Consider the following 24,618-nt stretch of genomic DNA (forward strand, 5'->3'; position numbering starts at 1 on the left):
GAGGGCACTTCCCCTTTGCGGACCCCGCAAAGGGGAAGGAAATGACTCCAGGTTAGCGCTGCGGCGTCTCGGCCGGTTCGGTCGCCTTCATCGAGGGGCGCTGTGCGACGGTGTCGTACCAGGTGGCGAGCGTCGGCGCCGCCTCGCGCCAGCCCGGCCCGTAGCGCCATTCGTCGTAGCCGCAGGCGACGGCGGTCGTGATCTGCGCCAGGTCGAAGGCATCGCCGAACGACGGCACCTTCTTTTCCAGGGCCGCGAAGCAGCGCAGGCCGCGGTCGCGCATCTTGGCGATGAAGTCGTCGGAGCGGTCGGCACCGGTACGCAGCAGTTCGGCGCGGCGCATGATCTGCGCCTCGAGGATGGCGCAGGCGAGCGCGTTGATCTCCAGCGCGTGCCACCGCTCGGGCCCGTCCGCCGCGAGCAGGCGATGGTTGCCGAACTTGCCGTCGAGATAGTCGATGATCGAATGGGAGTCGGTCAGCGTGACGTCGCCGGCGACGAGCGCGGGGATGCGCACGACCGGCGTCGCGGCCACGAAGTCTGCGGGCATCTCGACGGTCCGCGTACCCCAGGCATGCGGCCACTTCGTCTGCACATAGTCGAAGCGGTCGCCGATCCCGAGTTCGTCGATGCAGATCCGGACGCGCCGGACCCAGGGCGAGGCCGGCGTGACGTAGAGGCGCATCCTGTCAGGCATTACGGGCGCCCGGCGCGGTGTCGCGCAGATAGGTGAGAGCTGCCTGGGCGCCGCCCGCCTTGTGCGGCACCTTGGCGAGGCCGAGCGCCATCTCGACGCCGGAGAGGGTGCCCATCAGCATCAGGTCGTTGAAGTCGCCGAGATGGCCGATGCGGAAGACCTTGCCCGCGACCTTGGTGAGGCCCTGGCCGAGCGACATGTTGAAGTTCTCCAGCACGACCTTGCGGAAAGCGTCGGCGTCATGGCCTTCGGGCATCACGATCGCGGTCAGCGAACCCGAATAGGCCTTGGGATCGCTGCACAGGATTTCCAGGCCCCAGGCATTCACGGCCGTGCGCGTCGCCTCGGCGTGACGGGCGTGGCGGGCGAACACCGCGTCCAGCCCTTCCTCCAGCAGCATGTCGCAGGCCTCGTTGAGGCCGTAGAGCAGGTTGGTGGCGGGCGTGTAGGGGAACCAGCCGTTGGCGTTGGCCGCCAGCATCTCGTCCCAGTTCCAGAACGCCTTGACCATCTTCGAGGCCTTGGAGGCTTCGATCGCCTTCTCGCTCAGCGCGTTGAAGGACAGGCCGGGCGGCAGCATCAGGCCCTTCTGCGAGCCGGCCACCGTTACGTCGACGCCCCAGGCGTCATGACGATAGTCGATAGACCCCAGCGAGGAGATCGTGTCGACGAGGAGGAGGGCCGGGTGCTTCGCCGCGTCGATGGCGCGCCGGACGGCTGAGATATCGCTCACCACGCCCGTGGAGGTCTCGTTGTGGACGATGCAGACCGCCTTGATGGTGTGGCCGGTATCCTCCTTCAGGCGCTTCTCGATGGCCGCGGGATCGGCGGGCTTGCGCCAGTCGCCGCCCATGAATTCCGATTTGATTCCAAGCTTGTCAGCCATCTTCTTCCAGAGAGAGGCGAAGTGGCCGGTTTCCCACATCAGCACCAGGTCGCCAGGCGAGAGGGTGTTCACGAGGGCCGCTTCCCAGGCTCCGGTTCCGGATGCGGGATAGACGATAACCGGTTGTTTCGTCTGGAAAACCTGCCTCACGGAGCGGAGGACCTTCTTGGCCAGCGCGTTGAATTCGGGACCCCGGTGATCGATCGTCGGATAATCCATCGCGCGAAGAACGCGGTCCGGCACGTTGGTCGGACCGGGAATTTGCAGGAAATGGCGTCCGGCGGGATGTGAGTTCAGGCGCATGACAGAGGCCCCTTTCGGCTTTGCTCTTGCATTTTGTATACAATATGCCAGAGTGAGTCCAGAGACATGGATGGTTCGACCTTCCCGATCGCACGTTCGACGCTGCCCGAGGCGGCGGCCGAGCGTCTGCGCACCCTCATCATCGAGGGCGAGCTGGCGCCCGGCGCCAAGCTGAACGAGCGCGAGCTCAGCGAACGGCTGGGCGTCTCGCGCACTCCGTTGCGGGAGGCCTTCCGCATGCTCGCCGCCGACGGCCTGCTGGTGCAATTGCCCAACCGGGGCGCCCAGGTCGTGGCGCTGTCGCGCGAGGACGTGCGCGGTGCCTTCGAGGTGATGGGCGCACTCGAAGGGCTGGCGGGTGAACTGGCGGTGAAGCGGGTGACCGATGCCGATGTCGCCGATCTGCGCGCACTGCAGGTCCAGATGGAGGCCGCCCATGCCACCCACGACCTGCCAGCCTATTACCGCATCAACCGCCTGATCCACGACCGGCTGAACACCCTCGCGGGCAACGCGGTGCTCGAACAGACCTACCGCACGCTCAACGCAAGGCTGCATGCCCTCAGGTTCCGATCCAACCTCAATCCGGCCAAGTGGGATCAGGCCGTCTCCGAACATCGTTCCATGATCGAAGCGCTTGCCGCCCGGGACGGCGCTGCGCTACGTGACCTGCTCGTGGGGCACCTGCGAGCCAAACAGCAGGCTGTCCTCGATTCAATGGACAACCGAGACGACAAGAACCTTCTGGGAGGAAGACAGCCATGACTTCGAATTTCTCGACCTCGCGCCGCAAGGCCCTGAAGCTCGGCCTCGCCGCCACCCTGGCCGCGCCGGCCGTGGCCCGTGCCCAGCAGGGCTGGCCGAACGGCCCGATCACCTGGGTCAACCCGTTCCCGGCCGGCGGCGGCACCGACGTCTTCGCCCGTCCGCTGGCGGCGCAGGTGGGCGAGCAGCTCGGTGTGCAGATCCTGATCGACAACAAGGGCGGCGCGGGCGGCACGGTCGGCGCCTCGCAGGCGGCCAAGATGAAGCCCGACGGCCAGACCTTCTTCGTGGGCGCGATCCATCACACGATCGCCCCGTCGGTCTACAAGAACCTCGACTACGACCTCGAGAAGAACTTCGAGCCGATCACCATGATCGCGCTGGTGCCGCAGGTCATCTCGATCAATCCGAACAAGATCCCGGCCAAGACCGCGGCCGAGTTCATCGCCTATCTGAAGGCCAATCCCAACAAGGTGAACTATGCCTCGGCCGGCGCCGGTACGGCTCACCACCTGGCAGGCGAGCTGTTCAAGCTCGAAACCAAGACCGAGATCGTCCACGTGCCCTATCGCGGCGCGGGCCCCGCGATGCAAGACCTGCTCGCCGGCAACGCCGACATGATGTTCGACGGCATGGGCACGTCGGCGCAGCAGATCAAGGCGGGCAAGCTGCGCGGCCTGGCGGTGGCGACCACCGAGCGCGTGCCGGAGTTCCCCGACATGCCGACCGCGGCCGAGATCGGCGTGCCGGCCTGGATCGTCTCTACCTGGTACGGGCTGTGGGCCATCAAGGGCACGCCGGAGCCCATCGTAAAGCGCATGTACGACGAGGTCGTTAAGGCGCTCAAGTCGCCCAAGCTGCAGGCCATCTGGAAGGAACAGCTGGCCCAGACCGGCGGCGAGTCGCAGGCGGAGTTCGCCAAGCGCATCCGCACCGAGATCGAGAAGTGGCAGAAGGTCGTCAACGCGGCCGGGGTCAAGCTCGACTGAGGATGGGGATGGTTCGCCGATGAGCCCGCTTTCATTCACAACGTTCTCTTTGTCTGCGTATCGCAGAGAGGCGCTTTAGGGTTCATCGGACATGAGCAAGCTCGAACAGAATCTGCGGCGCAGCCTCAAGGGCGAGGTCCTGTTCGACAGGCCCTCGCGCGGGCGATACTCGACCGATGCCTCGATCTACCAGATCGAGCCGGTGGGTGTGGTGGTGCCGCGGGACGAGGCCGACCTGGCGCTCGCGGTGGACGTGGCGCGCGATGCCAAGGCGGCGATCCTGCCGCGCGGGGCCGGCACGTCGCAGTGCGGCCAGACCGTGGGCGAGGCGCTGGTCATCGACTGTTCGAAGCACCTGCGCGACGTGGTGGGCTTCGACAAGACCAAGCGGCAGGTGACGGTCCAGCCCGGCATCGTGCTCGACCATCTCAACGCCTGGCTGAAGCCGCACGGGCTCTGGTATCCGGTCGACGTTTCGACGTCCGCGCAATGCACCCTCGGCGGCATGGCCGGCAACAATTCCTGCGGCTCGCGCTCGATCCGATACGGCAACATGGTGCACAACGTCGCCTCGATCGATGCGCTGCTGGCCAACGGCCAGCGGGCGCGTTTCGGGTCGACGCGGCCGGAGGACATGCCCGCCGGCGTGCGCGCCATCGCCGACAAGGTGGCGGAACTGGCCTTCGCCGAGCGCGCCGAGATCGAGCGCATGTATCCGCACGTGTTGCGCCGGGTCGGCGGGTACAATCTCGATATCTTCTTCCCGCAGTCGGAGCGGCCCTACACGACCGACAATTCGGTCAACCTCGCGCATCTGCTGGTCGGCAGCGAGGGAACGCTCGCGGTGACGGAGCGCCTCACGCTCAACCTGGCGCCGCTGCCCAAGCACAAGACGCTGGGTGTCGTGAACTTCCCCAGTTTCTACAAGGCGATGGACAGCGCCCAGCACATCGTGAAGCTGAAGCCGGCCGCCGTGGAGCTGGTCGACCGCACGATGATCGAGCTGGCGCGCGCCAATCCCGCCTTCCGGCCGGTGATCGAGCGGGCGCTGATCGGCCGGCCCGAGGCGATCCTGCTGGTCGAGTTCGCGGGCGAGGAGCGCGAGGACCAGCTGCGCGACCTCGCGCGCCTCGTCGAGCTGATGGCCGATCTCGGCATGCCGGACAGCGTCGTGGAGATGCCGGAGCCGAAACCGCAGTCGGAACTGTGGGAGGTCCGCAAGGCCGGCCTCAACATCATGATGTCGATGAAGGGCGACGGTAAGCCCGTCTCCTTCATCGAGGATTGCGCCGTGCCGCTCGAGCATCTCGCCGACTACACGCAGCGCCTGACCGACGTGTTCGGCAAGCACGGCACGCGCGGCACCTGGTACGCGCACGCCTCGGTCGGCACGCTGCATGTGCGGCCGATCCTCGACATGCGCCGCGACGGCGCGGAGAAGATGCGGGCGATCGCCGAGGAGGCCTCGGCGCTGGTGCGCGAATACAAGGGCGCCTTCTCGGGTGAGCATGGCGACGGACTCGTGCGCTCGGAGTGGGTGGCGTGGCAGTTCGGGCCGCGCCTGACCAAGGCGTTCGAGACGGTGAAGGACCTGTTCGACCCCGAGAACATGCTGAACCCGGGCAAGATCGTGCGGCCTTCGCGTATGGACGACCGCTCGCTGTTCCGCTTCAAGCCGGGCTACGAATCGATCAAGTACGAGCCGGCCCTCGACTGGTCGGCCTGGAACGTCCAGACCGACCCGGTCACCGAGATCTCGACCGCTCCCGGCTCCGGCGGCGACCTCGCCGGCGGCTTCGCGAAGGCCGCGGAGATGTGCAACAACAACGGGCACTGCCGGAAGTTCGATGCCGGCACGATGTGCCCGTCCTTCCGCGTGACGCGCGACGAGAAGCACCTGACGCGTGGCCGCGCCAATACGCTTCGCCTGGCGCTGTCCGGCCAGCTTGGATCCGAAGGGTTGCGTTCCGACGCGGTCGCGGCGGCGATGGACCTTTGTGTCAGCTGCAAGGGCTGCAAGCGCGACTGTCCGACCGGTGTCGACATGGCGCGCATGAAGATCGAGGTGAAGTCGGCGCGCCGCATGGCCAAGGGCCTGAGCTGGCGCGACCGGCTGATCGGTGCCACGCCGTCGATGGCGCCGTGGGCCCGCCGCATGCCCTGGCTGTTCAATGCCGCCTGGTTCGTGCAGTCCTACCTGGGCTTCGCCAAGCAGCGCCGTCTGCCGCAGTGGCGTGGCGACACGTTCCTCTCGACCACCGAGGTCGACGATGCCGACGCCACGGTGGTGATCTTCGCCGACACCTTCTCGAACAATTTCGAGCCCGGGATCCTGCACGCCGCCCGGCGGGTGCTGACCGCGGCCGGCCACCGCGTGGCAGTGGCCTGGCCGACCCTGGGCGCACCGGCGCTGTGCTGCGGCCGAACCTATCTGGCGACCGGCCAGGTGGAGCGGGCGAGGGGCGAGGCGCTGCGCACCCTGAACGCATTGCGGCCGTTCGCGCAGAAGGGCGTGCCCATCATCGGCCTCGAACCGTCCTGCCTGTTCACCCTGCGCGACGAGTTCCTGGCATTGGGCCTCGGCGAAGGTGCCGAGGAAGTCGCGGCCCATGCCATGCTGTTCGAGGAATTCCTCGCGCGGGAGAAGAAGGCGGGACGTCTCGACCTGCAGCTCAGGCCGCTGTCGGAGAAGAAGGCGCTGCTGCACGGTCACTGCCATCAGAAGGCCTTCGGCGCGATGAGCGCGGTCCAGGAAGTGCTCGCGCTCGTTCCCGACCTCGCCGTGACGCCGATCGAATCGAGCTGCTGCGGCATGGCCGGCAGCTTCGGCTATGAGGCCGAGCACTACGAGACGTCGATCGCCATGGCCGAGCTCTCGCTGCTGCCGGCGGTGCGCAAGGCCGACGCCGCAACGCTGGTCGTGGCCGACGGTACCTCCTGCCGGCATCAGATCGCCGACGGGACCGACCGACAGGCGATACACGTGGCGCAGGTGCTGGAGCGCGCGCTCGTGTGAGCCAATTGCGGTGGCGGCGGCCCTGTGGCACGGTCCGCGGCCTATGAGAAATCCAAGAAATCCCTATTCCAGCGCCGAAATCGACCGCGCCAGCCATGAGCGCGAGGACGACGAACGGATGATCGAACTGGCCTCCTCGGGGGCCGCCCGCTTCGTGCCGATCGACACCGAAAAGAACCTGGTGAAAACCGGCGGCAACCCGGAGGCCGTGTTCCTGCAGGGCATGATGGGGCGCGCGGTCGCCAATTCGAGCGACGTCCAGATTTTCCTCGGCTATGTCGAGGGCACGCCCTACTTCGCCGTCGACGTCACCGGCAAGGATGTGCCGCTCAAGGATCTGGGCGAGTTCGTCGACCTGCGCCAGGTGGGTCCGCTGCTGTTCGCGCGCGAGGGCTCCATCCTCGCCTATGCGCGCGGCATGACCTATTGGCATCGCCGCCATCGCTATTGCGGCGTCTGCGGTGCCACCACCAAGGTGACGCGCGGCGGACACGTGCGCATGTGCACCAACGAGAACTGCAAGACCGAGACCTTCCCGCGCACCGATCCGGCGGTGATCATGCTGGTCCATCACGGCGACAAGTGCCTGCTGGGCCGCGGCAAGCATTTCCCGCGTGGCATGCATTCGACCCTGGCGGGCTTCGTCGAGCCGGGCGAGAGCTTCGAGGATGCGGTCGCCCGCGAGGTCTACGAGGAAGTGAAGGTCAAGGTGAAGGACGTCATCTATCGCTCGTCCCAGCCCTGGCCGTTCCCCGCGTCGGTGATGATCGGCTTTCATGCCGAGGCCGAATCGATGGACTTCAGCGTCAACGAATCCGAGCTCGAGAGCGCGCGCTGGATGAGCCGCGAGGAGTTGCGGACCGAAAATCTCCCGAAGGACGGTTCCTTCTTCATGCCGCGTCGCGATTCGATCGCCCGCCGCCTGATCGAGGAATGGCTGGGCCACGAGGCCGGACCTTCGATCAACGGCTGATTATTCCAGGAGCCCCATGACCGCCCAACTCTTCACCCCTGTCGAGCTCGGCGGCGTAACGCTGCCCAACCGGATCGTCGTTTCGCCGATGTGCCAGTACTCGGCTGTCGACGGCAGCGCCCAGCCCTGGCATCAGGTCCACTACGGAATGCTCGCCATGTCCGGCGCGGGGCTGCTCTGCCTCGAGGCCACCCATGTCGAGCGCGAAGGCCGCATCACGCAGGGCTGCCTCGGCCTCTACAGCGACGAGAACGAGGCGGCGCTGAAGCCCGTCATCGACTGGGTCCGCGGCTGGATGCCGGGCGTCAAGCTCGGCGTGCAGCTCGCCCATGCCGGCCGCAAGGCGTCGGCTCAGCGTCCGTGGAAGGGCGGTGGGCCGCTGACGCAGGCCGATGCGCCGGATCTTCCCTGGACGACCTATGGTCCCTCGGCGCTGCCTTACGATGCGGAGAAGAATTGGCACACGCCGGTGGCGCTCGACGCGGTCGGCCTGAAGCGCGTGAAGCAGGCCTTCGTCTCCGCTGCCGAGCGCAGCCTTCGGCTGGGTTTCGACGTTGTCGAACTGCACGGCGCGCACGGCTACTGTCTCAACCAGTTCCTGTCGCCGGTCAGCAATCATCGCACCGACGAATACGGCGGGACCGCCGAGAAGCGCCGCCGCTTTCCTCTCGAAGTGTTCGAAGCCGTACGCAAGATGTGGCCCGCCGAGAAGGCGCTGGGCATGCGGCTGTCGGCAGTCGAGTGGGTCGATGGCGGGATCACCATCGAGGACACGGTCGAGACCGCCCGCCAGCTCAAGGCGCTCGGGTGCGACTTCGTCGATGTCAGCTCCGGCGGCAATGCGCCGGGCCAGAAGATCGCGGTCGCGCCCGGCTATCACGTGGGTTTCTCCGCTCGTGTGCGGAAGGAAGCCGGCATCAAGACCTGGGCGGTCGGTCTCATCACCGAGCCGGAGCAGGCGGAAAAGATCATCGCGTCGGGCGAGGCCGACTGCACGGCACATGCCCGACCGTTCCTGCTCGACCCGCGCTGGGCGTGGAATGCGGCGCGGACGCTGGGCGTGGAAACCCCACCCTTGCCGTTGCCCGTGGCGCGCGCGACAACCATCCTGCCGTTCAAGCCTCAGGCCGCCATGGTCAGGGCGGCAGAATAGGGCTGTGCATGCCGAGCGTGTTACTGGCTGAAGACGAGTTCCTGATCCGCGCCGTCCTGGTCGACGCACTAGGCGATGTCGGCGTCGAGTGCATCGAGGCGTCCACCGGCCGCGAAGCTCTCGAGGTCATCGAAGGCGACAGGCCGATCGGGGCGATCATCGTTGATATCGGCCTGCCCGACATGTCGGGCGAGAAGGTGATCGAGGCTGCCGCGCGTCACCGGCCGGACGTTCCGATCATCCGATGCTCCGGCGCGTCTGAGCCGAACGCATTGTCGGCCAGCATCAAGACGCACTCGTTTCCCAAGCCCTACAGTGCGGCGGAGCTATCGAACTTCGTGGTCTCGCTCATCCGGAAAGGTCCCTAGGCGCACGTGCGGCGGCTCCTGAAACTCCAGACCTGGACGCTTCGCGGCACGACGGCGGCGGATGCGTCGTTCGTTCTTCTGGCTGCAACCGTCATCGTGCCGGTCCTGCTGTTCATCGGGGCGAGCTGGCTGGCGTACGGCGAGACGCAAAGGCAATTCGAGCAACGGCTGGCCCGCACTCTCGATCTTCTCTATGTCGGTGCCCGCGCCACCTTCGAGACGCAGCAGCTCGTCGTGAGCAACGCGCTCGGCCTCATCGACGATTTCAACGACTCCGAGATTCGGCAACACGAGGCTAGGCTGCACGAGCAGCTCCAGTACCTCGTTCGCAAGCTTCCGCAGGTCGAGGACGTGTTCATTCTCGACAAGGAGGGCCGTCCACTCGTCGCCGCAAACGTTTTTCCCATGCCGGCCAACGTCTCGGCCGCAGACCGGCCCTACTTCATCGCCCATCGTGACGGCCGGGAGCTGCATTACGTCAGTGAGACCTTCCGCAGCCGGATCAAGGGCTCCGACATATTTCAATACAGCGAGCCGCGACAGCGGGCGGATGGCAGCTTCGATGGCGTCGTCCTCGTGGCCATACCGCCAACCTATTTCAACAAGCTGTTCGAACAGGCGGCGGGAACGGACAATTACACGACGTCGCTCCTGCGGGCCGATGGCGAGCTGCTGGCCCGGTACCCCGCTTCCCCCGGCACGAACACGCGGCTCGATCGCGAGTCCAGTTTCATGCAGGCGATCGCCGCGCATCCGGAGGCCGGGTCTTACAGCACATCCAGGGGCAGCTTCGATGGCGTCGCCCGGACGGTCGCGTACCGCAAGTTGCCCGACCTGCCCATTTATGTAGCCGTGGGCGTCGCCAGCGACTCGGTGCGTGAGGCCTGGATGCATCGAATGGCAACGCATCTGCTGTTCGGCCTGCCGGCCACCCTGGCGCTGTTCGCGCTGGCGCTGCTCGCTTCTCGCCGGGCCGCGAGCCAGGCCGAGACGCTCGACCGGCTGCGCGAGGAACAGATCCGGCGCGCGACCGTGGAAGAGAGCCTCCGCCAGTCGCAGAAGATGACCGCGGTCGGCCAGCTCACGGCCGGCATCGCCCACGATTTCAACAATCTGCTCACCGGCATCGGCGGCGCGATCGAGATGGTCGGCCGCCGCGTGCCGCAGCCGGCGCCCGATGTCGTGCGCTTCCTCGAACTCGCCCGGACCGGCGTGTCGCGGGCGGCAACTCTCACGCAGAGGATGCTGGCCTTCGCTCGCCAGCAGCCCCTGCAGATCGAGGCGGTCGACGCCAACCGGCTTGTTTCCGGCATGTCGGAACTGCTGCGCCGCACCCTGGGCGAGACTGTGCAGATCGAAACGGTGTTGAGCGGTGGCCTGTGGCGGGCGACGGCGGACCCGGCGCAGCTCGAGGCGGCGATCCTCAATCTGGCGATCAACGCGCGCGATGCCATGCCGGGCGGCGGGACGCTCACGATCGAAACGGCCAATGCCCATCTCGACGATGCCTATGCCGCGGCCAACGCCGAGGTCACGCCGGGCCAGTTCGTGATGATCGCGGTGTCCGACACCGGCACGGGCATGGACCAGCAGACGATCGCGCGCGCCTTCGAGCCGTTCTTCACGACCAAGGAGCGCGGCCAGGGCACCGGGCTTGGCCTCAGCATGACCTACGGCTACGTCAAGCAGATCGGCGGCCATCTCAAGATCTACAGCGAGCTGGGCCACGGCTCGACGGTGAAGATCTATCTGCCGCGTGCCCACGCGGAGGCCGCCACCGCGCCTGAGCTGGCCCCCATGGTCGGCGTCGCGGCGGGCGCGGGGCCGGTTGTGCTGGTGGTCGAGGATGACCCGGTCGTGCGTGAATTTGCGGTGGCGGCCTGCCGCGAATGCGGCTGCACGGTCCATCAGGCGGGCGATGGTGAGCAGGCGCTGCGCCTGCTGGAGAAGCAGGGCGACATCCAGCTGCTGTTCACCGACGTCGGCCTGCCCGGCGGCATGAACGGCCGTCAGCTCGCAGCCGCCGCCCAGGCGCGCCGGCCCGACCTCAAGGTCCTCTACACGACGGGCTATACCGCCAATGCGATTGTCCATCATGGCGTCATCGACGCCGGTGTGAATTTCCTCGGCAAGCCCTTCTCGGTGTCGGCCCTTGCAGCCAAGATCAAGGGCATGGGCTTCTAGCCCGGCGCAGGGTAATTTCGGCGCATGCCGCCCGACGTGACCCAGCCCTCGCAGACGCCGCCGGAATCTGTGCCTGCGGCGGCCGCGCCCGTACCCGTGCCCTCGCCGGCGGCTGCGACCGCCCCATCCGCGCGGCCGGCCCGGGAGACCAGCCGGCTTCATCGCCTGCTCACGGTCGGTGGCACGATCCTCGGCCTGTTCCTCCTCTACGAGGTCGTCACCTATTTCGTTGCCTTTACCGACGACGCCTATGTCCGCTCCGACCTGGTGGCGGTGGCGCCCCAGGTGACGGGGCAGATCATCGAAGTCCACGTCGTCGACAACCAGGACGTCAAGATCGGCGACAAGCTGTACACCATCGATCCGGAGCCGTTCCAACTGGTGGTCAATCAGTGGAAGGCGCAGATCGATCGTGCCGCGGCCCAGCTCAAGGTCGCGCAGGAGGAACTGGCGCTGGCCCAGGCGGCCCTGCAGGTCTCGACGTCGGCCCATACCTACGCCGTCCAGGAGCAGAGCCGGTTTTCCGATCTCGCCAAGCGTGAATTTGCCCCGATCGCAGAACTCGACAGGGCCAACGACGAACTGCGCCGGTCGCAGGCGGAGATGAAGATCTCGACGGTCGCGATCGCCAAGGCAGAGACCGACATCGGCGCTCATCAGGCGGCGCTGGAACTTGCGAAGGCGCAGCTGGCATCTGCGCAGTGGAACCTCGATCGCACGGTGGTTCACGCGCCCAACAACGGGGCGATCACCAACCTCACCATCCGAATGGGCGACATGGCCACGACCGGCGTGCCGAACGTCGGAATCGTCGATTCCGATGCATGGCGCATCATGGCCAACTACAAGCAATACTACATTCGCGACTTGAAGGTCGGCGACACTGCCTGGGTCTGGCTCGACAGCGCGCCGTGGCGCTTCCACAAGGGCAGGATCACCGGTATCGCCCGTGGCTTCAGCCGCAATCCCGGTATCGACAAGCTCCTGCCCTATGTCGCGCCGACGACGGACTGGATCCGCCTTCAGCGCCGCATCCCGGTGACGATCGTGCTGGAGGACCTGCCGCCCGGCTTCAAGCTCTATATGGGCGCCGATGCGCGCACCGTGATCTTCCCGTGAGCTGGGCTCCGGGGATCGGGCGCTATGGCCGGGCGGTCGTCGAGGATGTCCTTGAAGGTGCGCGGCTTTTCGACCGGACGCTGACCGGCTTCTGGCGCGAGCTGGCCGACATCGGCAGCCGGCCGGCGCAGTCACGGATGGGGACCGTCGCAGCCGTCTCTGTGGTTCTCACGACCGTGGTGGCGTTGGCGATGCAGCTTGATGCGCCGTGGTGGGCGGCAATCAGCGGCTACATGTCCCTGATGTCGACCGGTGCCGGCTCGGTGCGACGCGGCCTGTTGCGGCTCAGCGGCACGATCGTGGGCGCCGTGCTGGGCTTCATCATGGCGCGCTGGCTGCCCTACGACCAGGTGGCGCTGTGCCTGTTCCTGGGCTGCGCGACCATGGCCGGAGTCATCGCGGTGCAGGTGAGCCCGCATGGGCTCGCCTGGCTCTTCATGGCGATTACCTCCAGCCTCGTGCTGCTGATGAGCCTGAACGACCCGACCCAGGCGTTCGAGATCGCCTGTTACCGCACGCTCGACGTGGCGGTCGGGGTATCGTGTGCGATGGTGACGGCCAAGCTGCTGCAGGAATGGCATGCCGAGCCGCCGCCGACGGCGCCGGGCTGGCGGCATCTGCTGGGCGCGCAATGGCCGTCGGTGCTGCACGGGTTTCGCGCCGCGATCTCCGTGGTGACGGTGATGATCGTCTGGGTGATGGCGGACTTGCCGGACGTGGGCGAGATGGCGGTCACGATCGCCGTCGTAATGGCCGCGCCGCTGATCGCCGACGGCGGCACCACGACACGCCACCTCGTGGCGGAGAAGTCGTTCCATCGTTTCATGGGCTGCCTGCTGGGCGGCATCGTCGCACTGGCCTGCCTCGCGCTCCAGGTCGAATCGTTCGTCTGGTGGCTCGCCATGATCGGCGGCGTCGTCTGGGTGGGCATGCACATTCAGATGGGTCGGCACGGTATCCCCTATGTCGGCACGCAGTTCGCGTTCGTCTTCGTCGTCACGATGGTGCAGGGGCTGGCGCCCCCCGACAGCATCATGCCGGGCGTCGACCGCTTCGCCGGCATCACCGGTGGTTTGGGTATTCTGATGATCGTGTCGCTGCTGCTGTGGCCCAGCGACGAGGAACTGAAGGCGGAGCAGCAGGCCTGACAGGCAGCCGTGAAATCTTCATGGCCCATGCCATCTGCCGGAACGGACCCATGCATCCACCGGGACAGGGCTGTCCGCCCCACGCGCTTGCTCGATGGAAGCAGAACGCTAGTTTGACCCTCGATGAAAGCTGACGCGCCCCCGCCGACCGACCGGATCCTGCGGGCCATTCTCTCGATCATTTTCTCGGTCCTGTGCTTCTCCGTCCTGAACGCCATGTCCAAGACGCTGAGCCAGACCTATCCGGTCATCGAAGTGATCTGGGGCCGCTACGTCTTCGCCTTCGTCTTCATGATGGCGATCTTCCTGCCACGGGCCGGACTGGCGCTGTTCCGGTGGCATAACGTGCCGAGCCAGATCGTGCGCGGCCTGCTGCTGTTCCTGTCCTCGTATCTCTACTTTCACGGCATCGTCGACATGCCGCTGGCGTCGGCCGCCTCGATCTCGCTCACCAGCCCGCTGATCGTCACGGCGCTGTCGTCGAAGTTCCTGGGCGAGCCGGTCGGTCCCAGGCGCTGGGTGGCCGTGGTGGTCGGCTTCGTGGGTGCCCTCATCGTGGTGCGGCCGGGCTCCGCCCACTTCGAATGGCATTCGCTGTGGATCGTCGGCAGCACGATCTCGAGTTCGCTCTATCAGCTCTTCTCGCGGCGCTACGGGCAGGCCGAGCGGCCCGATGCCTCCGCCACCATGGCAACGATCGTGGGCACTGCGGTGGCTCTGCCGCTGCTGCCGTTCGAATGGGTGACGCCGGCCTTCGGCTGGCACTGGGCGCTGTTCGCCGGCATGGGCATCATGGCAGGCGTCGGTCACTACTTCCTGACCATCGCCTACAGCCAGGCGCCGGCCGCCGTCGTGGCGCCCTTCAACTACGTGCAGCTCCTGGGAGCCGCCTTGCTGGGCTATCTCGTGTTTGGCGATTTTCCCGACTTCTGGACCTGGGTCGGTGCGGGCGTGATCATCTGCTCGGGCCTCTATCTCGGTCACATCGAACGCCAGCGACATCGGGCGCTGATCAAGAAATAGCGCGCCTGATCAGGAATTGACCTGAGGCCGCGTCGCTGCGCGGCGAGCACACGCCATCGCCGCTGCTTCTCCGCGCTGGCATATCCCTTGCTTGAAATATGGCAGCGCAGAATCGCGCTAGCGCGATTCTTCTCGGTTGGCGTGCCGGCACCTTTGAGGACGGTCGCGCTGAGAGGCGACCGACAAGGAGTTGTCAGTCGCAGACTCGCCAGAACCCAGCAGTTCCAATTCAAAAATCTCGGCTGCCCGAGGAGGCTCTCCATGTGTGATCGCATCGGCTGTAATCATTTTCCGACCCTGTCCCAGATGAATTTCGCCGGCGCCGTCGCGCCGTCGCGCCGTGGTTTCCTGAAGGGTGCCGCGGCCATCAGCACCATCACCATGGCGGCCGGTCCGGGCATGCTGATGGGCGGACCGGCCCATGCCGCGGCCGGGATCAAGTCGACCCATGGCAGCGGCTTCTGCAACCTCAACCTCTTCCTTGCCCATTCGCGGCAATACGCCAAGGCGGCGGGCACCGAGCTGGTCTTCATCAACACGCCGACCTCGGCCGAGATGGTGACGTTCCTCGGCATGGGCCAGGTCGATATCGGCCTGATGCCCTACACCAGCTTCATGGCGCTCCACGACAAGGGCGCGCCGGTCAAGATCGTGGCCGGCGGCGGCGTCGAAGGCTGCGCCATCGTGGCGAGGCCCGGCCTCGACTCGCCGGAGAAGCTCAAGGGCAAGACGCTTGGTACCTTCCAGATGGATACGCTGGAGGTCATGCCCTACGACTACCTGAAGAAGCACAACATCTCCTTCAAGGACGTGAAGGTCCGCTACATGGGCAACACACCCGAGGCCGTCGAGGCCTTCAAGGCGGGTGCCCTCGACTGGATCTGCACCATCGAACCCTACGCCTCGGCACTGGTGGCCGACGTCAAGGGCGCGGTCATGTTGACCAACGGCGTCGACCTCTACGGCAAGGGCTACACCGATTGCGTGCTCGCGGCACGAGCGAGCCTGATCAAGGACAACCCGGCCGGGCTGAAGGCGATCATCAAGAGCATGATGCAGGCCCAGCTCGACGCCGAGACCCAGACCGAGGCCGTGCTGAAGGAACTGGTCGGTAAGTACTACAAGACGTCCATGGAGAACGCGAAGATCGCCCAGGGCAAGCAGCCCGCGGTGGTCGACGCGCGCAGCCAGACCGACTTCATCCTGAAGCGCACCGACAGCGTGATGGAGATGGGCTACATCAAGAAGAAGCCCGGCCGCGACGCCATCGACTGGACCATGCTGGAGGAGGTGATCAAGGAGAATCCCGACCTCTACGGCAAGCTCAAGTACAAGTCCGCCTGATGGCTGTCGTCACGCGCGACAGCGATTCCTCGGGCACCGCCGGCGGAGCATCCCGCCCGCCGGCGGCCTCGCGGCTGCTGGCCTCGATGGCCGGGCTCGACTGGCTGGCCAGGATCTGGTGGACCTGCCTCTCGATCAGCCTGTTCGCCGGCCTGTGGGAACTGTGCTGGGCGATGGGGTGGGCGGACGAGAAGCTGCTGCCGCCGCCGCATATCTTCCTCGACAACATCGGCGAGCAGGGTCGTTACTTCAACACCGCCACGCGCTGGCAGGTCGGCCAGTCGATGGCCGAAGGCCCGTCGGCCTTCGAATCGGTGCTGATCACCGGGGCCGCCACCACGGCGCGCGTGTTCGTGGGCCTCATCATCGCCTCGGTGCTGGCGATCGGTGTCGGTGTGCTGATCCGCTACTACCGCTTCTTCGACCGGCTGGTGCTGCCCACCATCACGCTGCTGTCGCCGGTCTCGCCGATCGCCTGGCTGCCGGTTGCGATTTTCCTGTTCGGCATCGGCAATGCGCCGGCGATCTTCATGGTGGTGGTGGCGCTGTTCTTCCATATGGTGCTGGCGACCATCAACCAGATCGACACGGTCAACACCAATCTCATCAACGTGGCGCGCACCATGGGGGCGTCCAAGGCGCAGATCTACACGCGCGTCATCGTGCCCGCCATCCTGCCCGGCATGCTCCAGGTGCTGCGCATGAACCTGTTCGGCGCGTGGATGGTGGTGCTGGTCGCGGAATCGACGGGCGTCGGCTACGGCATGGGCCAGGTGATCATGCTGGCGCGCAACACCTTCAACCCCTCCCTGGTGTTCTTCACCATCGCCGTGATCGGCGTGCTGGGCTTCACCTTCGACTGGCTGCTGCGGCTGGCTCAGCGCCGGATCCTGTACTGGCTGCCCGATACCGTGGAGAGACTGCGTGTCCTCTGAAGACGCCCCGCACTTTTCTTCCAAGGATGCCGTGGTGTGCCGCGGCGTCGGCAAGACCTGGGCGGCCGGGACCAGGCGCGCCCACAACGCCCTGACCGGCATCGACCTCGATGTCGCGCCGGGCGAGTTCGTGGTCTTCCTCGGTCCCTCCGGCTGCGGCAAGAGCACCTTGCTCTACCTGATCGCCGGCCTCGAGGACGCGACGGAGGGCAAGCTCTGGTCGTTCGGCGACCTCGTGGACATGCCGTCGCCGGAGCGCAGCCTGATCTTTCAGGAGACCTCGCTCTTCCCGTGGCTGACCGTGTGGGAAAATGTGAGCTTCGGCCTGTCGATCCGCGGCGCCAGCAAGGAGGAGCGCCGCACTGTCGCCGCCGAGGCGTTGCAGCGGGTCGGCCTCAAGGCCGCGATGGACAAGCGGCCCGACGAGCTGTCCGGCGGCATGCGCCAGCGGGTCGCCGTGGCTCGCGCACTTGCCATGCGCCCCAAGGTTCTGCTGATGGACGAGCCGTTCGCCGCGCTGGACGTCCAGACGCGGGCCCGCATGCAGGACTTCCTGCTCGACGTCTGGCGCGATTCCGGCGCATCGGTCCTGTTCGTCACCCACCATATCGACGAGGCGGTGGCTCTGGCCGACCGGGTCGTCGTCTTCACTTCGCGGCCGGGACGCATCAAGACCATCGTGCCGATCGACATGCCGCGTCCGCGTAACCTGTTCTCGCGCGAGGCGGAGGATCTGCGCATCAGGCTCACCGACCTGCTGCGCGACGAGGTCGACCGCGCCTTCGCCGAACAGGAAGCGCTCGCCGCCACCGCTTGATCTCTTGACCCACAGACAAAGGAGAAGCCGACCATGGCCACCAGCCTGATCCGCAGCCGCGCCGCCATCACGGGCACCAAGGATCGTTTCACCTGGAACGAGATCAAGGACGGGGCCGTGCTGCAGGAGGACGGTGTCATCGTCGCCGTCGGCGCCTACGACGACCTGCACGCCAAGCACCCGACGGTGCCGGTGATCGGCACGGGCAAGGAGATCCTGTTGCCCGGCTTTGTGAACGGCCATCACCATGTCGGCCTGACACCTGTCCAGCTCGGCTCGCCCGACATGCCGTTGGAACTCTGGTTCATCACCCGCATGGTGATCCGCAACCTCGACCTCTATCTCGACACGCTTTACTCGGCCTTCGAGATGATCGGTTCCGGAATCACCACGGTGCAGCACATCCAGGGCTGGATGCCCGGCACTTTGCCCGACGTCGAGAAGCGCGCGACAGAGACCATCAAGGCCTATGAAGATGTCGGCATGCGGGTCAGCTACTGCTACGCCGTGCGCGACCAGAACCGACTCGTCTACCAGGCCGACGAGGAGTTCGTCAGGAGCCTGCCGAGTGAACTGCAGGGGCCGATGCAGCGCTGGTTCGACCGGTTCAAGATGGGCCTGGACGATGCGATGGACATGTTCAAGTCCTTCCACTCGCAGCACCACAACAAGCGCCGGGTGAAGATCCAGCTGGCGCCGGCCAACCTGCACTGGTGCTCCGATCCGGCGCTGACGAAGCTCAGCGAAGCGTCGGCCAAGTACAACGTGCCGATGCACATGCACCTGCTCGAGACGGCCTACCAGAAGGAATATGCCTGGCGGCGCGGCAACTGCACGGCGCTGGAATACATCGACCGCTTCGGCATGGTGAACGAACGGCTGACCTTGGGCCACGGCGTGTGGCTGAACGAGAAGGATATCGACCGCTTGGCCGAGGCCAAGGGCTGCGTCTGCCACAACTGCTCGTCCAACTTCCGCCTGCGTTCGGGCGTGGCGGCGCTCAATCATTTCGAGAAGAAGGGCATCAACACCGCGATCGGCCTCGACGAGGCCGGCATCAACGACGACCGCGACATGTTGCAGGAGCTGAAGCTGGTCCTGCGCGCCCATCGGGTGCCGGGCATGGTCGAGGCCGACGTGCCGACCATGGCGCAGGTGCTACGCATGGCGACGGTCGGCGGCGCGAAGACGACGCCGTTCGGCGACAGCATCGGCACACTGGAGGTCGGCAGGGCCGCCGACATGGTGCTGATCGACTGGGAGAGCGTGGCCTATCCCTATCTCGACGAGATGACGCCGACTCTCGACGCGGTGGTGCAGCGCGCCAAGCAGCAGGCTGTCACCATGACGATGTGCGACGGCGAGGTGATCTACAAGGACGGCACCTTCACCAAGGTCGACCGGACGGCGGCGCTGAAGGCGCTGCACGACGATCTCGGCAAGGCCCTGGCCGACGACGAGGTCGAGCGCCGCAAGCTCTCGGTCGCGCTGCTGCCGCACGCCCGCAGGTTCTATGAGAACTACATGGATCCCTCGAAGCACCAGCCGTTCTACAGCCCGAGCTCGAGGGTTTAAGGAGGCGTAACCCCAAGGGAGCGCGCCACTCCAGTGGCGCTCATGATCATGATGCGCCACTGGAGTGGCGCGCTCCTATAAGATCAGGCGTGCGATATAGAACCCGTCGAGGCCGCCGCGGTCGGCCCACATGAAGGGCAGGGTACGGACGTCGCCTCGCGGGGTGATGGCGTCCTCGAGGCCCGGGAGTTCCGCGGCCGTCACGCGCACGCGTTTTACCTGAGGGTTGCGGACGAGGATGCCGTTGATGCGTTCGACTCCTTCGTCTTCCTGCAGCGAGCAGACCGCATAGACGAGGGTGCCGCCGGGCTTCAGCATATCGAGGGCGCGCACCAGCAGGCGGTCCTGCGTGACCGTCAGCCGGGCGACGTCCTCCTCGTCCTTCAGCCAGGCGATGTCGGGATGGCGGCGCAGCGTGCCGGTGCCGGAGCAGGGCGCATCGAGCAGGATGGCGTCGAATTTCTCCGCAGGCGTCCACTTGCTGGCATCGGCGGTCACGAGTTCGGCAGAGAGGCCGGCGCGCGCGAGGTTTTCGCCGAGGCGCGTCATGCGGCGGGCGGAAATATCGACCGCCGTCACCTGCGCGCCCGCGGCGCAGAGCTGCATCGTCTTGCCGCCCGGAGCGGCGCAAAGGTCGGCGACGCGCTTGTCGGTGACGTCGCCCAGCAGCCGCGCGGGCAGGGCGGCGGCGGCATCCTGCACCCACCATGTCCCCTCGGCGAAGCCCGGCAGCTCGGCGATGTGCCCGCCGCTCTTGCGCCGCAGCGTCCCGGTCGGCAGCGTCTCGGCCTCGAGCTGGGCCGCCCAGTGATCGGCATCGCGGCGGACGGTGATGTCCAGCGGCGCTTCGCTCAGGTGCGCCGAAGCGATGGCTCGGGTCGCATCCTCGCCATAGGCGTGGATCCAGCTCTCCCACAGCCAGCGCGGCGTGTTGAGGCGGGCCGGGTCGCGGTCCACCAGCAGCTCGTCACCGTCGCGCGAGATGCGGCGCAGCACGGCGTTGGTCAGGCCCTTCAGATGATGAAGCCCGGCATCCTCGACCAGGCGCACCGAGGTATCGACGGCGGCGTGAGGCGGCGTGCCGAGGAACATCAGCTGGGCGGCGCCCAGGCGCAGGACCTGGCGGCCGACCGCGTTGGCGCCCTCCAGCGGCTTGGTGATCAGGCCGGACAGCACGCCTTCGATTTCGCCCAGGTGGCGCAGGGTCGTGGCAAGCAGCAAGCGCACGAAGGCGCGGTCGCGCGGGTCGAGGGCGGCAAAGCCGCGATGCTGGCTCAGCGCATCGTCGAGCGGCTGGCCCTTGTCGAGGCAGGCCATCAGCACATCGACTGCGGCGCGGCGGGAAGCGAGAGGGGTGGCGTCCATCGTGCGGCGCTATAGCCGCCGCACGCGCCGTTGTCATCGTCGCCCTGTCTCGGCAGTGTGCCGCCCGAAAGGATTTCCTGCATGAAGAGCGTGAGTTCCTACCTGGGCGACTGGTGGCGGCTGGTCATTCCCTATTTCCGCTCCGAGGAGCGCTGGATCGCCATCGTCCTGCTGGTGGGCGCGATCGGGCTCACCCTGGCGAGCGTGACGGTCAACGTCGCCTTCAGCGAATGGAACCGGCGCTTCTACGACAGCCTGCAGAACAAGGACGAGGCGGCGTTCTGGACCGAGATGGGCAATTTCGGTTGGATCGCGGCGCTCGCCATCGCCTTCGGCGTGGCGCGCGGGCTGGTCAGTCCCTACCTGCGCCTGCGGTGGCGTCGGTGGCTCACCGGTCACTATCTCGACCACTGGCTCGACGGCCGCGGCTACTACCGGATCGAGCTGGAGCGCAAGGTCGACAATGCCGACCAGCGTATCTCCGAGGATCTGCGGCTGCTGGGCTTCTACACGATGACGCTGCTGCTGGGCCTGATCAGCGCGGTGGCGACGCTGATTTCGTTCCTGTTCATCCTGTGGCAGCTCTCGGGGCCGATGTCGTTGGCCTTCATCGGCCTCGACATGGTGATCCCAGGCTACATGGTCTGGGCGGCGCTGATCTACGCCTTCCTCGGCACCTGGCTGGCCAACCTGGTCGGCCGGCGATTGATCCCGCTCAACTTCCTGCAGCAGCGCTACGAAGCGAACTTCCGCTTCGGCCTGATGCGGGTGCGCGAGAATGCCGAGGGCATCGCGCTCTATCGCGGCGAGCCGCGCGAGAACGCGGTGCTCGAGGAACGATTCACCGACGTCTTCAACAATGCCTGGCGCGTGCTGGTGACCGAGATGCAGCTCGTGTTCTACCAGATCGGCTACGGCCAGCTCGCGATCATCTTCCCCTATCTCGTGACGGCGCCGCGCTTCTTCGCCGGCGCGATCACCCTGGGCGTCGTGATGCAGACGGCCCAGGCCTTCGGTCAGGTGCAGACGGCGCTGTCCTTCTTCATCGACAACTACACCAATGTGGCCGAGCTGCGGGCGGTGATGGACCGCTTGAGGGGCCTGCAGACCGCGATCGACGAGAAGCCGGCCGAGAACATTGCCGTTACGCCCGAGGCGGGTCGGGCCGATGTCGGCACGAGCGGGCTCGATCTCGCTTTGCCTACCGGCCAGATCCTGCTCAAGGACCTCGATCTCACCCTGCCGAAGGGGGCCTGGACGCTGATCTCCGGGTCGAGCGGTTCGGGCAAGAGCACGCTGTTCCGGGCGCTGGCCGGCATCTGGCCGTTCGGGCACGGGCGTGTACTGATCCCGGCCGGCGCGCGCGTCCTGTTCCTGCCGCAGAAGCCCTACATTCCGATCGCCACCCTGCGCGATGCCGTGAAGTATCCCGACGAAACCTCGACCGCCAACGATGCCGAGATCGTCCAGGCGCTGCAGGCGGCACGGCTCGGCCACCTCACGGGGCGTCTCGACGAGGAGGCGCACTGGAGCAACATCCTGTCGGGCGGCGAGCAGCAGCGGTTGGCCATCGCGCGGGCGCTGGTCTTCAAGCCCGACTGGCTGTTCCTCGACGAGGCCACGGCCTCGCTCGACGAGGCCAACGAGGCGGCGGTGTACGGCGTGCTGAAGGAGCGGTTGCCGCAGGCGACCGTCGTCTCGATCGGCCACCGCCCGTCGCTGCGCGAGTGGCATGCGAGACGCCTCGACCTGAAGCGGGCGCCGGGCGAGACGGGAACGCTAGACGTCGTGACCTGACGAGCGCTCGATCGTGAGGCCCGGCACGCGCTCCAGGGCGCGGACGGCCTCCTCGATCGCGCGCGATCTCCAAGCGTCGCGCGCCCACCAGCCGCCGATGTCTATGGACGAGAAGCCGCCGCCGCGCGCCGGTTCGACGCTGGCGACCCGCACAAGCGAGGTCCCGGGCTGGCCGAGCACGATCGTGCAGGCGGAGGTCGAGAGGTGCCAGCGCGTGCCCGTCCCGTCGCTCCACAAGGCGAAGCCCCGGGCGCCCAGACCGTGCGCGATCGGGCGCGGCGTATCGAGCAGCTCCGGCGCGTTCAGGCAGCGATTGGCGATACGAAGCGGGTCGTGCGCGTCGCTTGCCCGCACGTCGTAGCCGACGTTGAACCGCTCGATCCTGCCGGGCGACTGGGCCGCGCGCGCGACCTCGTCGTTGGCGGCATGCCACTCGTCCATCCATGGCGCGGCGGCCGCTTCGAGATCGCCCCAGCTCAGGTAGAGCGAGCCGGCGCTGTCGCCGAACGGGGTGGCCCTCGGCGCACCGTAGAGCGAGAGGCCGATAGGGATGCCGTCGGCCGTCTTCCAGGTGGCGTAGAGGACTACGTGGTCGGGCGAGCTTGCATGAGGCGAAAGCTCGTCGCGCCGGATCGTCTGCGGGGCGCCGAGGCGCATCACGAGCGGGGCAAAGAGGTTCCGGGCGGGATTGACGGTGGCAGCCAGCTCATAGGTCACGGTGAGGACCGGCCGGTCGGGCCGCGGTGCCGAAGCCTCCGCCGAGCAGGTCATGAAGCCATAGGCCTCGCCGCAGGGCAGGGCCCGGCTTGCGTAACTGGTCCCCTCGAAGTCGCGCACCACGGCATCGAAGCGCGTGCCCCAGGGGAAGAAGGCGGCCTTGCCAAGGCGGAAGCCTGTCGCGGTGTCGTCCATGGCCAAGAGCCTACGTCATTTCCGCGCGTGCCAGGAGAGAAAGATTACTTGCCTTATATGAAAGTCCAGTCCATCTGGTACGAATGAGCAGATCATCCGAGCGAATCGCCGAGACGACCCGCGACATCGGCCGACGCCTGCGGGCCGCGCGGACCGGGGCGAGCCTTACCTTGGCGCACGTGGCCGGCCGGGCGGGGGTTTCCGAGGGCTTCCTGTCGAAGCTCGAGCGCGGTCAGGCGGCGGCCTCGATCGCCAACCTGATCCAGCTTGCCGACGCCCTGGGGCTGGGATTGCACGAGCTCTTCCCCAGCGAGGCGGCACCGGCCAAGACGATGGTCGCCGTGCACCGGGGCGGCGAGGGCGGGCTGCAGGAGGTGGCGGCGACGGGCTACCGCTGGCGCCATCTGGGCGGCGGCGCCCCGCTCGATCGCATGGAAGTCTTCCATCTTGTCTTCCCGCGCGCCAAGGGCATGGAGGCGACCGTCTCCCATCCCGGACAGGAGCACTGCTACGTGCTCTCGGGCGAGGTGCTGTTCCATGTCGGCGACGAACGGCACCTGCTGAAAGCGGGGGACGGCATCCTGATCGATTCGCAGCAGCCGCATCGCGCCGAGAATGCCGGGCGCGGCCAGGCGCAGGTGCTGATGTCGGTGGCAAAGCCCGCCGATGCGGCCGAGGTGCCGGACTGGTGGCGCCTCTCGTCTCCGAAACTGAAGGAAGAAAAGCCGAAGGAGGAAAGCAAGCCATGAGCAAACACGTTCCCGACACGGCGGCGGCCAACGCGGCGCTCGGTACCACGCGCGAGGCGTCGCGGCGCGATCACAAGCCCTACCAGGTGCGCCATCTCGACGAGATCGAGTGGGAGACGATCCGCTGGCCGGGCGAGACCGGCAAGATGCTGTTCCATCCGCGGCCCGACGACCCGACGCAGCCCAATGCCGGTATCCTGAGACTGGAGCCGGGCGCCTGGCATCCCGAGCACTATCACGGTTTCGCGCAGGTCTGGCTGGTACTGAAGGGCGACTTCACGATCGACGGCCGCATCTGCACGCCGGGCACGATGCTCTATCACCCCGATCCGCATTTCGAGGGGGAGTTCAGGACCGAGACCGGCGGCGAGATCCTGATCGTGCAGTATCCCGGCCCGACGACTGGCGAACGGCCGATCTACGCCGGCCGCTTCAACATGGAACAGCGCAGGTCAGTCGCCGAGGAGCGGGTCGACCTGTAGAAATGGAGTGGCGCGCTC

At 66.8% G+C, this 24,618-nt stretch carries 21 protein-coding genes; 17 read left to right on the forward strand and 4 right to left on the reverse strand.

Going from position 1 to position 24,618, the window contains the following annotated elements; genetic code table 11:
- Positions 1-52: 52 nt before the first annotated feature.
- Positions 53-697, reverse strand: a complete 645-nt coding sequence (locus EPO41_RS19040) for a glutathione S-transferase family protein (RefSeq protein WP_296328214.1) — start codon at positions 695-697, stop codon at positions 53-55.
- Positions 690-1,886, reverse strand: a complete 1,197-nt coding sequence (locus EPO41_RS19045; RefSeq protein ID WP_296328217.1) for an aminotransferase class V-fold PLP-dependent enzyme — start codon at positions 1,884-1,886, stop codon at positions 690-692. Before EPO41_RS19045 ends, EPO41_RS19040 begins: the two co-directional genes overlap by 8 nt.
- Before the next feature lie 66 nt (positions 1,887-1,952).
- Here EPO41_RS19045 and EPO41_RS19050 point away from each other — a divergent pair, with 66 nt between their 5' ends.
- From EPO41_RS19050 to EPO41_RS19115, 14 genes are all read left to right on the forward strand, one after another.
- Positions 1,953-2,651, forward strand: a complete 699-nt coding sequence (locus tag EPO41_RS19050; RefSeq protein WP_296328221.1) for a GntR family transcriptional regulator — start codon at positions 1,953-1,955, stop codon at positions 2,649-2,651.
- Positions 2,648-3,640: a tripartite tricarboxylate transporter substrate binding protein gene (locus EPO41_RS19055; RefSeq protein ID WP_296328223.1), complete on the forward strand. Its 993-nt coding sequence runs from the start codon at positions 2,648-2,650 to the stop codon at positions 3,638-3,640. Before EPO41_RS19050 ends, EPO41_RS19055 begins: the two co-directional genes overlap by 4 nt.
- Before the next feature lie 91 nt (positions 3,641-3,731).
- The gene (locus tag EPO41_RS19060) at positions 3,732-6,656 is read left to right on the forward strand and encodes an FAD-binding and (Fe-S)-binding domain-containing protein (protein WP_296328225.1); all 2,925 of its coding nucleotides are present in this window, start codon (positions 3,732-3,734) and stop codon (positions 6,654-6,656) included.
- 43 nt (positions 6,657-6,699) lie between these two features.
- Positions 6,700-7,629, forward strand: coding sequence for an NAD(+) diphosphatase (nudC, locus tag EPO41_RS19065; protein WP_295142526.1), 930 nt, complete (start codon positions 6,700-6,702; stop codon positions 7,627-7,629).
- A 16-nt stretch (positions 7,630-7,645) separates the two neighbouring features.
- Positions 7,646-8,782, forward strand: a complete 1,137-nt coding sequence (locus EPO41_RS19070) for an NADH:flavin oxidoreductase/NADH oxidase (RefSeq protein WP_296328228.1) — start codon at positions 7,646-7,648, stop codon at positions 8,780-8,782.
- Between the two features lie 8 nt (positions 8,783-8,790).
- The gene (locus EPO41_RS19075; protein ID WP_296328230.1) at positions 8,791-9,150 is read left to right on the forward strand and encodes a response regulator; all 360 of its coding nucleotides are present in this window, start codon (positions 8,791-8,793) and stop codon (positions 9,148-9,150) included.
- Positions 9,151-9,156: 6 nt separating this feature from the next.
- Complete coding sequence (locus EPO41_RS19080; RefSeq protein ID WP_296328233.1) at positions 9,157-11,334, forward strand: hybrid sensor histidine kinase/response regulator; 2,178 nt, start codon at positions 9,157-9,159, stop codon at positions 11,332-11,334.
- 24 nt (positions 11,335-11,358) lie between these two features.
- Positions 11,359-12,453 carry an HlyD family secretion protein gene (locus tag EPO41_RS19085; protein ID WP_296328235.1) on the forward strand — a complete coding sequence of 365 codons (1,095 nt, stop codon included), beginning with the start codon at positions 11,359-11,361 and terminating at the stop codon, positions 12,451-12,453.
- Positions 12,450-13,601, forward strand: coding sequence for an FUSC family protein (locus EPO41_RS19090; RefSeq protein ID WP_296328237.1), 1,152 nt, complete (start codon positions 12,450-12,452; stop codon positions 13,599-13,601). The genes EPO41_RS19085 and EPO41_RS19090 overlap by 4 nt, the downstream gene beginning before the upstream one ends.
- Before the next feature lie 123 nt (positions 13,602-13,724).
- Positions 13,725-14,624 (forward strand): DMT family transporter, encoded by a 900-nt coding sequence (locus tag EPO41_RS19095; protein ID WP_296328239.1) that lies wholly within the window; start codon positions 13,725-13,727, stop codon positions 14,622-14,624.
- A 261-nt stretch (positions 14,625-14,885) separates the two neighbouring features.
- Complete coding sequence (locus EPO41_RS19100; protein ID WP_296328243.1) at positions 14,886-15,968, forward strand: ABC transporter substrate-binding protein; 1,083 nt, start codon at positions 14,886-14,888, stop codon at positions 15,966-15,968.
- On the forward strand, positions 15,968-16,903 hold the full coding sequence (locus EPO41_RS19105; RefSeq protein ID WP_296328245.1) for an ABC transporter permease: 936 nt from the start codon (positions 15,968-15,970) through the stop codon (positions 16,901-16,903). Before EPO41_RS19100 ends, EPO41_RS19105 begins: the two co-directional genes overlap by 1 nt.
- Positions 16,893-17,720, forward strand: coding sequence for an ABC transporter ATP-binding protein (locus EPO41_RS19110; protein WP_296328247.1), 828 nt, complete (start codon positions 16,893-16,895; stop codon positions 17,718-17,720). The genes EPO41_RS19105 and EPO41_RS19110 overlap by 11 nt, the downstream gene beginning before the upstream one ends.
- Positions 17,721-17,753: 33 nt before the next feature.
- A complete protein-coding gene (locus EPO41_RS19115) occupies positions 17,754-19,295 on the forward strand; it encodes an amidohydrolase family protein (RefSeq protein WP_296328250.1) in 1,542 nt (513 codons plus the stop codon).
- Positions 19,296-19,370: 75 nt separating this feature from the next.
- Here EPO41_RS19115 and EPO41_RS19120 read toward each other — a convergent pair whose 3' ends face one another.
- Positions 19,371-20,660, reverse strand: coding sequence for a transcription antitermination factor NusB (locus EPO41_RS19120; protein WP_296328253.1), 1,290 nt, complete (start codon positions 20,658-20,660; stop codon positions 19,371-19,373).
- Between the two features lie 81 nt (positions 20,661-20,741).
- Here EPO41_RS19120 and EPO41_RS19125 point away from each other — a divergent pair, with 81 nt between their 5' ends.
- Entirely contained in the window at positions 20,742-22,457 is a 1,716-nt protein-coding gene (locus tag EPO41_RS19125; protein WP_296328256.1) for an ABC transporter ATP-binding protein/permease, read from the forward strand.
- On the opposite strand, the gene EPO41_RS19130 is transcribed toward EPO41_RS19125, so the two are convergent.
- Entirely contained in the window at positions 22,440-23,369 is a 930-nt protein-coding gene (locus EPO41_RS19130) for a hypothetical protein (RefSeq protein ID WP_296328259.1), read from the reverse strand. The genes EPO41_RS19125 and EPO41_RS19130 overlap by 18 nt on opposite strands.
- An 83-nt stretch (positions 23,370-23,452) precedes the next feature.
- Between EPO41_RS19130 and EPO41_RS19135 the strand changes: the two genes are divergently transcribed.
- Together EPO41_RS19135 and EPO41_RS19140 are read left to right on the forward strand one after the other, a co-directional pair.
- Positions 23,453-24,118 carry an XRE family transcriptional regulator gene (locus EPO41_RS19135; protein ID WP_296328261.1) on the forward strand — a complete coding sequence of 222 codons (666 nt, stop codon included), beginning with the start codon at positions 23,453-23,455 and terminating at the stop codon, positions 24,116-24,118.
- A complete protein-coding gene (locus EPO41_RS19140) occupies positions 24,115-24,600 on the forward strand; it encodes a hypothetical protein (RefSeq protein WP_296328262.1) in 486 nt (161 codons plus the stop codon). The genes EPO41_RS19135 and EPO41_RS19140 overlap by 4 nt, the downstream gene beginning before the upstream one ends.
- The last annotated feature ends 18 nt before the right edge of the window (positions 24,601-24,618 follow it).

It is taken from the genome of Reyranella sp., from assembly GCF_004297265.1.
Classification (GTDB): Bacteria; Pseudomonadota; Alphaproteobacteria; order Reyranellales; family Reyranellaceae; genus Reyranella.

What these genes read in the sequence shown, in the direction of transcription:
- EPO41_RS19040 (WP_296328214.1), bottom strand. Translation starts at nt 697, where the DNA reads ATGCCTGACAGGATGCGCCTCTACGTCACGCCGGCCTCGCCCTGGGTC.
- EPO41_RS19045 (WP_296328217.1), bottom strand. Translation starts at nt 1,886, where the DNA reads ATGCGCCTGAACTCACATCCCGCCGGACGCCATTTCCTGCAAATTCCC.
- EPO41_RS19050 (WP_296328221.1), top strand. Translation starts at nt 1,953, where the DNA reads ATGGATGGTTCGACCTTCCCGATCGCACGTTCGACGCTGCCCGAGGCG.
- EPO41_RS19055 (WP_296328223.1), top strand. Translation starts at nt 2,648, where the DNA reads ATGACTTCGAATTTCTCGACCTCGCGCCGCAAGGCCCTGAAGCTCGGC.
- EPO41_RS19060 (WP_296328225.1), top strand. Translation starts at nt 3,732, where the DNA reads ATGAGCAAGCTCGAACAGAATCTGCGGCGCAGCCTCAAGGGCGAGGTC.
- nudC (WP_295142526.1), top strand. Translation starts at nt 6,700, where the DNA reads ATGAGAAATCCAAGAAATCCCTATTCCAGCGCCGAAATCGACCGCGCC.
- EPO41_RS19070 (WP_296328228.1), top strand. Translation starts at nt 7,646, where the DNA reads ATGACCGCCCAACTCTTCACCCCTGTCGAGCTCGGCGGCGTAACGCTG.
- EPO41_RS19075 (WP_296328230.1), top strand. Translation starts at nt 8,791, where the DNA reads ATGCCGAGCGTGTTACTGGCTGAAGACGAGTTCCTGATCCGCGCCGTC.
- EPO41_RS19085 (WP_296328235.1), top strand. Translation starts at nt 11,359, where the DNA reads ATGCCGCCCGACGTGACCCAGCCCTCGCAGACGCCGCCGGAATCTGTG.
- EPO41_RS19095 (WP_296328239.1), top strand. Translation starts at nt 13,725, where the DNA reads ATGAAAGCTGACGCGCCCCCGCCGACCGACCGGATCCTGCGGGCCATT.
- EPO41_RS19100 (WP_296328243.1), top strand. Translation starts at nt 14,886, where the DNA reads ATGTGTGATCGCATCGGCTGTAATCATTTTCCGACCCTGTCCCAGATG.
- EPO41_RS19105 (WP_296328245.1), top strand. Translation starts at nt 15,968, where the DNA reads ATGGCTGTCGTCACGCGCGACAGCGATTCCTCGGGCACCGCCGGCGGA.
- EPO41_RS19115 (WP_296328250.1), top strand. Translation starts at nt 17,754, where the DNA reads ATGGCCACCAGCCTGATCCGCAGCCGCGCCGCCATCACGGGCACCAAG.
- EPO41_RS19120 (WP_296328253.1), bottom strand. Translation starts at nt 20,660, where the DNA reads ATGGACGCCACCCCTCTCGCTTCCCGCCGCGCCGCAGTCGATGTGCTG.
- EPO41_RS19125 (WP_296328256.1), top strand. Translation starts at nt 20,742, where the DNA reads ATGAAGAGCGTGAGTTCCTACCTGGGCGACTGGTGGCGGCTGGTCATT.
- EPO41_RS19130 (WP_296328259.1), bottom strand. Translation starts at nt 23,369, where the DNA reads ATGGACGACACCGCGACAGGCTTCCGCCTTGGCAAGGCCGCCTTCTTC.
- EPO41_RS19135 (WP_296328261.1), top strand. Translation starts at nt 23,453, where the DNA reads ATGAGCAGATCATCCGAGCGAATCGCCGAGACGACCCGCGACATCGGC.
- EPO41_RS19140 (WP_296328262.1), top strand. Translation starts at nt 24,115, where the DNA reads ATGAGCAAACACGTTCCCGACACGGCGGCGGCCAACGCGGCGCTCGGT.